We start from the raw sequence: 11,042 nt of genomic DNA, 5'->3' as shown, positions 1-11,042 counted from the left end.
CGCCAGGCCTTGCCGGCCTGGACTCACTTCTACAACTGGCACCGCCCCCACCACGGCATCAACCTGGTGTCACCCGTGTCTCGGCTCCCGATTCCTCGAAAGAACCTGTTGACACTTCACATCTAGCCGCTGGCTGGAAAGGGCATCTTTGGCGGTGCCTGTCTCACGAACCCCCCTCACCCCATCCCTCTCCCCCGGAGGGGAGAGGGGGCAGAGCGCTGCGCATTGCCAGCGCCGTAGCACGCGCGCCCACCTGTAGGTCTCAATCCCCCCTGGATCGCGCGCGCTGCCTACTTGCAGCGCGGCTTGACGAGCCACACGGCGGCATGGCCTTTCCGAACAATCCTGAGCGATCAGGACCGGGAGGTTTGCATGCTGTACACGCGTTCGCGAACGCGCAATTCGGGTTTCGCGTTCGGCCGTGCCCTTGCGGCGATCGCCGTCTGTGCGGCGGTCACCTTGTCGCTCCAGGCGCCGGCCACGGCCGGCCAGCTGCCCTTGCGCACCGCCAAGGTCGCGGACCTGCGCGGCGAGCAGGCGTCCGTGGACGTGCGCCACATCGCCGACTGGGCGCTGGATTCCGGCGACAGCGGCGGCCAGCCCTTCGTGATCGTCGACAAGCAGGACAGCCGCGTGTTCGTGTTCGATGCCGACGGGCGCCTGCGCGGCTCCACTCCGGCGCTCGTTGGCGCCGCGCGTGGCGACGAGTCGGTGCCGGACATCGGCAGCCGCGCGATCTCCAGCATCCGGCCCGAGGAGCGCACCACGCCGGCCGGCCGCTTCACCGCGCAGATGGGCGTGGGCCCCAAGGGCGAGGACATCCTGTGGGTGGACTACGCCACGGCGCTGGCCTTGCATCGGGTCGTGACCGGCGTGCCGGCCGAACGGCGGCTGCAGCGGCTGCAAAGCAAGCTGCCGCAAGAGCGCCGCATCACCTACGGCTGCATCAACGTGCCGGTCGCGTTCTTCGAGGCGGTGGTGCGCCCGGCCTTCAGCGGCTCCCCCGGCATCGTGTACATCCTGCCGGAGTCGCGCAACCCGCAGGAATTGTTCGGGTCGTACGAGGTCGGCCAGCCGCTGCAGCACGCGGCCGCGCGCAGCGCACCCAGCCCGCACTGAGTGCGGTGTGCCCAAGAAAGAAAACCCGCCGAGGCGGGTTTTCTGTTCTGCGCGCCGCGCTCAGTTGCGGTAAGGACGCGTGGCCGGTGCCGGCGCCGGAACGGGCGCGGGAGCCGGCGGCGGGGGCGGCGCGACTTGCGGCGCGGGCGCGGGAGCGGGCGTCACCACGCGCGGTGCCGGAGCCGGTGCCGGCGCGGGCACGTAGGTCGGCGCCGGAGCGACCGCGCGCGTGACTGCCGGTGCACCGAAGCGGTAGACCACGCCGATCGACGCGACGTCGACGTCGCCACGGCCACGGAAGGCGTCGCGCACGCGATACCGCTCCCACTCGCCGCGCACGGCGAGCTGCGGCGTGAAGGCGTATTCCAGGCCCAGGCCGACCTTCGGGCCCCAGCTGCGCTCGGTGTCTTCCCGACCGCCGAAGGACGTGCGGGCGCGCGTGTACGCGGCACCGACCCGGCCGATGACGGAGAAGCGGTCGGACAGGGGCAGGGTGCCCACGAGGTCCAGGTTGAAGCCCTGGTAGCGCGCGCTGCCCGCGCCGCCCGGGGCTGCGAAGCCGAAGTCGTAGCTGCCCAGGTCGTAGTAGCCGCCTTCGACCGCGAAGTTGCGGTGGAACTGGTAGCCGCCGAACAGCTTCCATGCGGTGTCGTGCTCGTCTTCACTGAAGCCGATGCCGGGCGCCACGAGCGGGGCCGGAGCATCAAAGTCGGTGGACGCGCGGCCGACGTTGCCGCCGATGTACCAGCCCGGCGCGGTCTGCGCCAGAGCTTGCGTGCCCAGCGTGGCGCCAAGCACGGCGATACCGATGGCGCCCAGGCGCGCGATGGATGAATACGGACGTGAAGTCAACTGCGTTCTCCCTTGTTTGAGCGGCGAAGTATGGGGAGGACGCGCAAATCCGTGGGCTGACAGCAGCTGCATGCGCACAAATACAACGCACGCAATTGCAACCGGTTTTTGTTGAGCCAGGGGCGTGCGGGCGCCGCGCGAGGCGCCTGCTTATACTGCCGCCTCCACCGGAAAGCCCATGAAACTGGTCGACAGCTTCGCCGACATCTCGCGCTTCGTCGCCCTGCGGCGCGACATCCACATGCATCCCGAACTCGGCTTCGAGGAGCATCGCACCGCCCAGATCGTCGCCGACCGGCTGCGCGAATGGGGCGTGGAGGTGCACGCCGGCATCGCGGGCACCGGCGTGGTGGGCGTGCTGCGCAATGGCAGTGGCAAGCGCACGATCGGCCTGCGGGCCGACCTCGACGCGCTGCCACTGCAGGAAGAAAACCACTTCGAGCACCGCTCGCGGCACGACGGCCGCATGCACGCCTGCGGCCACGATGGCCACACGACCATGCTGCTGGCAGCGGCCTGGCACCTGGCCAGCACGCGCGATTTCGACGGCACGGTCAACTTCATCTTCCAGCCCGCCGAGGAGATGGGCAAGGCCGGCGCCCTGAAGATGGTGCAGGAAGGCCTCTTCGAGCGCTTCCCTTGCGAGGCGGTGTTCGCGCTGCACAACTTCGCGGTGGCGACCGGCAGCTTCGCGCTGAACCCGGGGCCGCTGATGGCGTCGAGCAATACCTGGCGCGTGACGCTGCACGGGCGCGGCACGCACGCATCGCAGCCGCACACGGGCCTGGACCCGGTCGCCGCCGTGATCGACCTGGGCCAGCAGTTGCAGACGCTGGTCGCCAAGGTCATTCCTTCCACCGAGCGCGCGCTGTTGGCCGTCACGCAGATCCAGGGTTCGGGCGCGCCCAACGTGATCCCCGACGAGGCGTGGGTCGGCGGCACGGTGCGCACCTTCTCCGTCGAAGCCACGGACAAGATCGAGGCGGGCATCCGCCGCTTGGCCGAGGGCATCGCCGCGGCCCACGGCTGCCGGGCGGAGCTGTCCTTCCGCCGCGCCTCGCCGCCGGTGGTGAACCACGCGACGGAAGCCGCCTTCGCGGCCGATGTCATGCGCGAGATCGTGGGCGCCGAACGCGTCGACGATGCCTATCCCGCCGTGATGGCGGCCGAGGATTTCGCGCACATGCTGCGCGTGCGACCGGGCTGCTATGCCTTCATCGGCAACGGCGACGGCGGCCACCGGCTGCCGGAGCACGGGCCCGGTCCTTGCATCATCCACAACACCTCGTTCGACTTCAACGACGAGATCATCCCGGTCGGTGCCAGCTACTTCGTGCGGCTGGCGCAGAAGTGGCTGGCCCAACCCTGAACAGAGGAGCGTCCATGCAGTTCCGTGCCTTCCGCAGCGCCGCCGTCGCGCTGGTCCTCGCCGCCGCCGCGGCCTCACCGGCGTTCGCGCAGCGCGTCATCCACCTCGTGGTGCCTTTCGGCCCGGGTGCGGTGCAGGACACGATCGCGCGCACCTTCAACGCGGAACTCGGGCAGGCGCTCGGGGCCTCGGTGATCGTGGAGAACAAGGCCGGTGCCGGCGGCACGGTGGGCACGATGGCCGTGGCCAAGGCGCCCGCCGACGGGACCACGCTGGTCGTGGCCGCGGCCAGCCACACGCTGGCCGGCCATCTTTACAGCAAGCTGGGCTACGACCCGATCAAGGACTTCGTGGGTGTCAGCTACGTCGGCACCACGGGCTACGTGATCGGCGCGCCCGGCAACCTGGGCGTGAACACGCTGGCCGACTACGTGAAGCTGGTGAAGTCGCAGCCGGGCAAGCTCAATTACGCGTCGGCCGGCAACGGCAGCGCGACGCACCTGGGCATGGCCTACTTCCTGGCCAGGGCGGGCCTCGAGATGCAGCACGTGCCCATGAAGTCCACCGGCGATGCCGTGAACGAAGTGCTGGCCGGCCGCGTGCAGGGTGTCACCTCCTCGCTGATCGGCGTGATGGGCTACAAGAACGACCCGCGCTTCAAGATCCTCGCGTACACGGGCGCGCATCGTTCCAAGTTCATGCCGGAGCTGCCCACCGTCGCGGAAGCCGGCGTGCCGAACTACAAGTTCGACTCCTGGATCGGCGTGCTCGCTCCCGCCGGCACGCCCAAGGCCGAAGTCGAGCGCATCAACGCCGCGATGCAGAAGGTGCTGGCGATGCCTGCGGTGCAGGAGCGCCTGGCCAACGTCGGCGTCGAACCCGGCACCATGACCGTCGACGAATTCCAGAAACTGCTGCAAGCCGACTACGTGCAGGCCGGCGTGCTGGTCAAGGCGTCGGGCGCCCGGATCGAATAACCGCCTTCAGGCGGCGACGGTCTCCGCCATGACGACTTCACCCCGCATCGAATGCGGTAGTGCCTGCGTGATCGTCACGTCCGCCATCTGGCCGACCAGGCGTTGCGGGCCGGGGAAGTTGACGATGCGGTTGCACTCGGTGCGGCCCATCAGCTCGTTGGGGTCCTTGCGGGAAGGACCTTCCACCAGGATGCGCTGCACCGTGCCGACGCGGCTTTCACTGATGCGCCGCTGGTTGTCCTCCAGCACGGCCTGCAGGTGCTGCAGGCGCTGCAGCTTCACCGCGTGCGGCGTGTCGTCGTGCAGCGCCGCGGCCGGCGTGCCGGGGCGCGGGCTGAAGATGAAGGAGAAGCTCGCGTCGTAGCCCACGTCCTCCACGAGCTTCATCAGCTTGGCGAAGTCCTGCTCGGTCTCGCCGGGGAAGCCCACGATGAAGTCCGACGACAAGGAGATCTGCGGCCGCACCGCCCGCAGCTTGCGGATCGTGTGCTTGTATTCCATGGCCGTGTAGCCGCGCTTCATCGCCATCAGGATGCGGTCGCTGCCATGTTGCACGGGCAGGTGCAGGTGGCTCACCAGCTGCGGCACCTTGGCGTAGACATCCACCAGCCGCTGCGTGAATTCGTTCGGATGGCTGGTGGTGTAGCGGATGCGCTCGATGCCGGGGATCTCCGCGACATACTCGATCAGCAGCGCGAAGTCGGCGATCTCCGCCGTGTCCCCCATCCTGCCCCGGTACGCGTTGACGTTCTGCCCGAGCAGCGTCACTTCCTTGACGCCCTGGTCGGCGAGGCCGGCGATTTCGGTGAGCACGTCCTCGAACGGGCGCGAGACCTCCTCGCCGCGGGTGTAGGGCACCACGCAGTAGCTGCAGTACTTGGAGCAGCCTTCCATGATGGAGACGAACGCCGAGGCGCCCTCGACCCGCGCCGGCGGCAGGTGGTCGAACTTCTCGATCTCGGGGAAGCTGATGTCCACCTGCGGGCGCTGCTGGCGCTCGCGCTCGGCCAGCAGGGCGGGCAGGCGGTGCAGCGTCTGCGGCCCGAACACCACGTCCACGTAAGGCGCGCGCTCGATGATGGCGGCGCCTTCCTGGCTGGCCACGCAACCGCCGACGCCGATCAGCACGCCCTTCTGCTTCAGGTGCTTGACGCGCCCGAGGTCGGAGAAGACCTTCTCCTGCGCCTTCTCGCGCACGGAGCAGGTGTTGAACAGGATCAGGTCCGCCTGCTCGGGGTCCTGCGTGGGCTCGTAGCCTTCGGCCGCCCTCATGACGTCCGCCATCTTGTCCGAGTCGTACTCGTTCATCTGGCAGCCGAACGTCTTGATGAAAACCTTCTTCATGGCGCGCTCACTTTCCGAGCAGCAGCCAGCGGTTCGCCCAGATCAGGTCCAGCAGCTCGTTGAAGCGCTTGATGCCCTCCGGATCGCCGTCGCTCGTGCCACCCAGCTTCTTGAACTCCTCCTCGTTCAGCAGCCACACCTCGTGCACGAGGCCGGCGGCGTCACGCTTGTAGACGGAGTAGACGCTCTTGCCGGCCAGCGCGCCGGTGAGCACCAGCAGGTTGTTGCGGTCGCGGATGCGCGCGCCCGGCGAGAGGCGGTCGGCCTTGCCGTCGACCTGGATGATGGGAGGCGTGGCGCTCACCGCGATGATCGCGGGCTTCACGCCCAGGGGCGCGCCGCGTTCGGTGGTGATCTGCGCACTGACGGTGCCCGCGGCGAAGGCGAGGGCAACGAGGGTCGCGGAGGGAATCCAGCGGTTCATGGTGTTGATCCAGAGGCTGTGCAGAAAGACAAAGGCACTGTGCGGGACAGTGCCTTGGGTGTCAACGAAAGTGTTGTCTCGCTGCGAGTGACCCTCCCAGTGTAACCGTCGCAGGGTCGCCGCCACCCGGCGCGGACTTCGCGCCCGCACCCGCACCGACTTCGCGCCGACTTCGCGCCGGCAGCCGCGCGCCCGCGCAGGCAATGGCACTTTGGAACCAGCGACGCTCACTCATCTGCGTGATGTTGGTGGCCGTGCTGAAAAGTCCAATGCGTGCACAAGAAACGACAGAACGACGGCTTCATGCACAAGAGACAGACACCGGCAGGCCGCCGGCCGCGCCAAGGGCGCGCAACCCGCGGAGCGCGCTGATGGCGGCCGTGGAGAACACCGAGCGGCCCGCCATCGCAGCACTGATGGCCGCGGTGCGCAAGAACAAGGGCCCCGAGTCGCGCCAGCAGCTGGATGAAGTCACCTGGGGCGCCTTGTCCGAAGTGCTGGTCCGCCGCACGACGAGCAGCCAGGAATGCCTGATTCGCGAAGGGGCGGAAAACCGCAGCGTGTACTTCCTCGAGTCGGGGCTCGTGCGCGTGTATCGCTCGGAAGGAGGCGCACGCCTGCAGCTGGCGGTGCTCGGCCCGGGCGCCGTCGTCGGCGAGGCGACGTTCTTCTCTCCGTCCCTGCGCGGGGCATCGGTGGAGACGCTGGAAGCCTCTCCCGTGTGGGAGCTCACGTCCGAGGGCTACGAGACCCTCTCGCGCCGCTCCCCCGCCGCCGCTTCGCACCTGTGCCGCTATCTCGGCGCCGTCCTCGTAGGCCGCATGTTGAGCGGCACCGGGCGCCTCCTGGTCACCTGAGGAGTCAATCATGTTTGCTACCGTGCAACTGGAAGGGTTCCCCTTCGCGGCCGTCCGGGAAGCGGAGGCGGCCACGCACATCGTGCGGCAGGCCGCCGCCGGCATCGGCGGCTGGGTCGTCACGCCGAACCTGGACATCCTGCGCCAATGCGCGCGCGACCGGCAGCTCGCGGACATGGTCCGCAGCGCCGACCTCATCGTCGCCGACGGCATGCCGCTGATCTGGGCCAGCCGCCTGCAACAGACGCCGCTGCCGGCGCGCGTGGCCGGCTCCAACCTCGTTCCCCTGGTCAGCGACCTGGCCGCGCGCGAGGGGCTTTCCGTGTTCTTCCTGGGTGGCAACGAGGGCACCGCGCAGCGGGCCGCGGAAGTGCTCGCCGAGCGCTTTCCGGGCCTGCGGATCGCCGGCACGTCCTGTCCGCCCTTCGGCTTCGAGCGCAGCGCGGAGCAGCTCGACGCCATCGCGGAGACGATCCGTGAGGCGAAGCCCGACATCGTGTTCGTGGGCCTGGGGTTTCCCAAGCAGGAAAAGCTGGTCGAGCGGCTGCGCCTCGCGCATCCGTCCACCTGGTGGCTGGGCGTCGGCGTCAGCTTCAGCTTCGTCGCCGGCGAGATCGGCCGCGCGCCGCTGTGGATGCAGCGCAGCGGCCTGGAGTGGATGCACCGCATGTTCCAGGAGCCGCGCCGGCTGGCGCGGCGTTATCTCGTCCACGACATCCCGTTTGCGTTCCGGCTGGCAGCTGCCGCCTTGCGCGCCCGCTACGCGCGTCCCGTTTTTGCACACGCAAGTGTTAGCGATCACTCCGAACTAGAACGTTTAACCTAGCCCAATCGGATGGTGCCCAAAACATTTCGTCACGTGTAAGGTGTTTCATGTAATAACTGCAAACATGCTTAAGCAAGCGGCCTAGTCCGCGGAACGGAACGTCGTGCCAGCCCCGGAAGAAATGATCCAGGTGGTGGAGGCCGCCTATGCGTCGGCTTTCGTGCCCGGCCACCTGCAGCGCTTCCTCGCGCTGCTCGATGGCCACCTCGGCGTACGCGGCTCCTACCTGCTCGTGGTGGGCGCCCGGGGCGGCGAGGTCCGCGCCGCAGGCGACGGGGCGGCATCCGTCGCGGGGCAGCACGCGCGGCTGTCCGGTGCCTTGTTCGCCCCTGCCGAACATGTCAGCGCCCTGCCTTCCGGCGTCCTGCTCGCGATGCGGGGCTCGCCCGTGTTCTTCGAGCCCTTGCTGGGCGGCGCGGACGGCGCCGACTGGGGACAAGGGCTGGCCGCCGTACTCGCCGCCGGCGCGGAAACGACCTCCGTGCTGGTCGTGCCGCGGCCCCTCGAGGCAGGCCGCAACCTCGAGGGCATCAAGTCCTGCCTGCAGGCGCTGCTGCCCTACCTGCATCGCGCCTTCGTCCTCACGCGCGGCATGGACGGCTCGCTGCTGCCCTTGCCCGCGGTCGGCCAGCTCCTGAAGAACTTCCCCATGCCTTGCGTCGTGACCGATTCGGTCGGCCGCTGCCTGGAGACGAACGAGGGCTTCCAGCGCGTGCTGCCGCTGTTGTCCATGCAGCTGGTGTCGGGGCGGGTGCGCTTCGAGGACGAGTACCTGCAGACCTCCTGGCAGTCGGCCCTCTTCGAAACCTGGGAGACCGCGGTGCGGCGCACGATCATCGCCGGCGCGGCGCGGGGGCGGCAGTGGCGCGTGCACCTGCTGCCGATCCGCTGCCTGGCGCTCGAGCACGGCATCACGGCGCGTCCGCTGATCGTCGCCTTGTTCGAGGAACAGGCCCCGCAGCAGAAGGCGCTGTCGGAGTCCTTCTCCTCGGTGAACAAGCTCACGCCGGCGGAAATCGACGTGCTCTCGGGCCTGCTGCAGGGCTACACCGCGAAGGTGATCGCCAAGTCGCGCGGGGCCTCCGTCAATACGGTGCGCAGCCAGATCATGGCCATCCTGGGCAAGACGGGCCACCGCAGCCAGAAGGAGCTGATCGCCGCTTTCGGCGCCAGTTCGTTCGACCCGAGCACCTTCGACTCGCAGTCCTGACCCGCGTCATGCTGCATTTGCTGTAGGCACCGCGCGTGCCTATTCCTCGTTCGGGGTACGCCGCCCGGCCCATGGGCTTTCCCTTCATGCAAACACATTATTGCCGGAAACAGTTGGCAAGCTAACAATCCGACACACACCGATGCAAGCACCAACACGTGCGGCTTGCGCAAGGATTCACCGGGAATGCAGTTCAACACCAACCCCACCGCGAGCACCTTCCAGAACGCAGGTTCCCTGCTGTCCCTGGCCCAGCGCTCCACCGAATTGCGCAGCAAGGCGGCGCTGCGGCAGTGGCTCAGGTTCGAAGTGCAGCCCTTCATTCCGCACGCCTTCCTCGTCATGGCCTGGGGCGACCTGAGCGCCGCGAGCGTCAGCCACGAGGTGATCTCCATCCACCCCTTGCTCGATGCGGACCTCGATCGCGAGATGGCGGGCCAGATCGCCACCATCTTCCGGCGCTGGGTCGCTGCCGATCACGCGCCCATCTGCCTGGCCGCGGAGGACCTGGTGCCGTGCGCGGGCGGCACGGGCTGGCCCAGCGAGGCGCGCCATGTGCTCGCGCACGGCCTGACCGACCACCGCGGCGCCTACGACTGCCTGTACGCCTTCTTCGGGCCCGAGTCCTTGTGCACCCCCGGCTCGCGGGACGCTTCGCGCGTGCTCCTGCCCTTCATCGACGCCGGGTTCCGCCAGCTGACCTTCACGGTCGATCCGGAGGAGTCCGGCAACACGGTGTCGGCCTTCGAGCTGCGCAGGACGCCCGTCGTGAAGACCTTCGTCGCGCCCCAGGAAGCCGTCGCCGACCTGAGCGCGCGCGAACTCGAGGTCATGAAGTGGGTGCGCATGGGCAAGACCAACTCCGAGATCGGCAGCATCCTCGACCTCAGCACCTTCACCGTGAAGAACCACATGCGCCGCATCTACAAGAAGCTGGACGTGATGAACCGCGCGCAGGCCGTGGGCTGCCTCGAGCGCAGGGACGGACTTCGCTAGGACACCTGCCGTGCGCATCGCCGTCGTCATCGTCAACTACCGGACAGCGCAGCTCGTGCAGGACTGCCTGCGCTCGCTCTGGGCGCTGCCGGCGGGCGGTGCGACGCTGGACATCACGGTCGTCGACAACTGTTCCGGCGACGGCTCGTTCGCGCAATTGCGCGCCTTCGTGCGCGCGGAGTCGGGGCCCTGGCCCGTGCAGCTGGTCGCCTCCGCCGTCAACGGCGGCTTCGCGCACGGCAACAACATCGCCTTGCGCAAGTGCATGGGCCAAACCGGTCGCGCGGCGCCAGACCTCGTGTGGCTCCTCAACCCGGACACCTGCGTGCGCGGCGACGACCTGCGGCCGCTGCTCGCTTTCCTGGCAAAGAACCCGCGCGCTGGCATCGTGGGCAACAGGATCCTCGACGCCGAAGGCCGCGCGCAGTGCAGTTCCTTCCGCCGGCACACGTGGCTGTCGGAGCTCGATTCGGCCCTGTCCATGGGGTTCATGACCGCGCTCCTGCGCAAGCACGTGGTGGCGCTTCCCCCGCCCGCGCAGGCCACGCGCGTGGACTGGGTGAGTGGCGCCAGCATGTTCATCCGCGCCGAGGTGCTCGCACGCATCGGGCTGCTGGACGACGGCTATTTCATGTACTTCGAGGAAACGGACTACTGCCTCGCCGCGCAGGCCGCCGGCTTCGAGGTCTGGTACTGCCCTGTCCTGGACGTCGTGCACCTGGAAGGCGCGGCCTCGGGCGTGCGGGCGCGATCGCCCAAGCGCAGGCCGCGCTACTGGTTCGCCTCGCGCGCACGCTATTTCCGCAAGAACTTTTCGGCCGCGTACCTGCACCTGGCAAACGCGGCCTGGATCCTCGGTTACCCGGTCGGCCGTGCGTGGCAGTTGCTGCGCCGGCGCGAGTGCACGGACCCACCGCTGCTCTGGTGGGATTTCGTCACCCACAACTACCTGCGCCCGGGAAGTTAAAGGCTCCTGCGTTCACCGCATTCGTGCATGCATGCGCATGCGCGGCGCGAGCGTGCGCGCCGCATGCAAGGCGAGCGAAATCCCTTGCTGCAAATGCGTGA

Annotated in this window: 11 protein-coding genes; 8 read left to right on the top strand and 3 right to left on the bottom strand. The window is 68.5% G+C overall.

Annotated elements, in window-relative coordinates; translation table 11 throughout:
* Positions 1-372 precede the first annotated feature (372 nt).
* Positions 373-1,119: a L,D-transpeptidase gene (locus AC3EGR_RS20880; RefSeq protein WP_488548447.1), complete on the top strand. Its 747-nt coding sequence runs from the start codon at positions 373-375 to the stop codon at positions 1,117-1,119.
* A gap of 60 nt (positions 1,120-1,179) precedes the next feature.
* On the opposite strand, the gene AC3EGR_RS20875 is transcribed toward AC3EGR_RS20880, so the two are convergent.
* Complete coding sequence (locus AC3EGR_RS20875) at positions 1,180-1,971, bottom strand: porin family protein (protein WP_488548446.1); 792 nt, start codon at positions 1,969-1,971, stop codon at positions 1,180-1,182.
* Positions 1,972-2,149: 178 nt separating this feature from the next.
* Here AC3EGR_RS20875 and AC3EGR_RS20870 point away from each other — a divergent pair, with 178 nt between their 5' ends.
* Positions 2,150-3,340: a M20 aminoacylase family protein gene (locus tag AC3EGR_RS20870; protein ID WP_488548445.1), complete on the top strand. Its 1,191-nt coding sequence runs from the start codon at positions 2,150-2,152 to the stop codon at positions 3,338-3,340.
* Between the two features lie 14 nt (positions 3,341-3,354).
* Positions 3,355-4,317, top strand: coding sequence for a tripartite tricarboxylate transporter substrate binding protein (locus AC3EGR_RS20865; protein WP_488548444.1), 963 nt, complete (start codon positions 3,355-3,357; stop codon positions 4,315-4,317).
* Between the two features lie 6 nt (positions 4,318-4,323).
* Here the strand turns inward: AC3EGR_RS20865 and miaB are convergent, their stop codons facing one another.
* Both miaB and AC3EGR_RS20855 read right to left on the bottom strand, forming a co-directional pair.
* Entirely contained in the window at positions 4,324-5,661 is a 1,338-nt protein-coding gene (gene miaB / locus AC3EGR_RS20860; protein ID WP_488548443.1) for a tRNA (N6-isopentenyl adenosine(37)-C2)-methylthiotransferase MiaB, read from the bottom strand.
* A 7-nt stretch (positions 5,662-5,668) separates the two neighbouring features.
* Positions 5,669-6,085 (bottom strand): hypothetical protein, encoded by a 417-nt coding sequence (locus AC3EGR_RS20855; protein ID WP_488548442.1) that lies wholly within the window; start codon positions 6,083-6,085, stop codon positions 5,669-5,671.
* Positions 6,086-6,456: 371 nt separating this feature from the next.
* Here AC3EGR_RS20855 and AC3EGR_RS20850 point away from each other — a divergent pair, with 371 nt between their 5' ends.
* The 5 genes from AC3EGR_RS20850 to AC3EGR_RS20830 all read left to right on the top strand — a co-directional run bounded on the left by AC3EGR_RS20850 (position 6,457) and on the right by AC3EGR_RS20830 (position 10,941).
* Positions 6,457-6,942 (top strand): Crp/Fnr family transcriptional regulator, encoded by a 486-nt coding sequence (locus tag AC3EGR_RS20850; RefSeq protein WP_488548441.1) that lies wholly within the window; start codon positions 6,457-6,459, stop codon positions 6,940-6,942.
* 10 nt (positions 6,943-6,952) lie between these two features.
* Positions 6,953-7,768, top strand: coding sequence for a WecB/TagA/CpsF family glycosyltransferase (locus AC3EGR_RS20845; RefSeq protein WP_488548440.1), 816 nt, complete (start codon positions 6,953-6,955; stop codon positions 7,766-7,768).
* A 103-nt stretch (positions 7,769-7,871) separates the two neighbouring features.
* Complete coding sequence (locus AC3EGR_RS20840; protein WP_488548439.1) at positions 7,872-8,978, top strand: helix-turn-helix transcriptional regulator; 1,107 nt, start codon at positions 7,872-7,874, stop codon at positions 8,976-8,978.
* Between the two features lie 186 nt (positions 8,979-9,164).
* Positions 9,165-9,974: a LuxR C-terminal-related transcriptional regulator gene (locus tag AC3EGR_RS20835; protein ID WP_488548438.1), complete on the top strand. Its 810-nt coding sequence runs from the start codon at positions 9,165-9,167 to the stop codon at positions 9,972-9,974.
* 10 nt (positions 9,975-9,984) lie between these two features.
* A complete protein-coding gene (locus AC3EGR_RS20830; protein ID WP_488548437.1) occupies positions 9,985-10,941 on the top strand; it encodes a glycosyltransferase family 2 protein in 957 nt (318 codons plus the stop codon).
* The last annotated feature ends 101 nt before the right edge of the window (positions 10,942-11,042 follow it).

It is taken from the genome of Ramlibacter sp. G4-7 (assembly GCF_057784995.1).
Note: the sequence above shows the minus strand (reverse complement) of the source record. Positions and strands in the feature narration are given on the sequence as shown.

Coding starts and splice junctions, on each gene's coding strand:
- AC3EGR_RS20880 (WP_488548447.1), top strand. CDS start 373: ATGCTGTACACGCGTTCGCGAACGCGCAATTCGGGTTTCGCGTTCGGC.
- AC3EGR_RS20870 (WP_488548445.1), top strand. CDS start 2,150: ATGAAACTGGTCGACAGCTTCGCCGACATCTCGCGCTTCGTCGCCCTG.
- AC3EGR_RS20865 (WP_488548444.1), top strand. CDS start 3,355: ATGCAGTTCCGTGCCTTCCGCAGCGCCGCCGTCGCGCTGGTCCTCGCC.
- miaB (WP_488548443.1), bottom strand. CDS start 5,661: ATGAAGAAGGTTTTCATCAAGACGTTCGGCTGCCAGATGAACGAGTAC.
- AC3EGR_RS20855 (WP_488548442.1), bottom strand. CDS start 6,085: ATGAACCGCTGGATTCCCTCCGCGACCCTCGTTGCCCTCGCCTTCGCC.
- AC3EGR_RS20850 (WP_488548441.1), top strand. CDS start 6,457: ATGGCGGCCGTGGAGAACACCGAGCGGCCCGCCATCGCAGCACTGATG.
- AC3EGR_RS20845 (WP_488548440.1), top strand. CDS start 6,953: ATGTTTGCTACCGTGCAACTGGAAGGGTTCCCCTTCGCGGCCGTCCGG.
- AC3EGR_RS20835 (WP_488548438.1), top strand. CDS start 9,165: ATGCAGTTCAACACCAACCCCACCGCGAGCACCTTCCAGAACGCAGGT.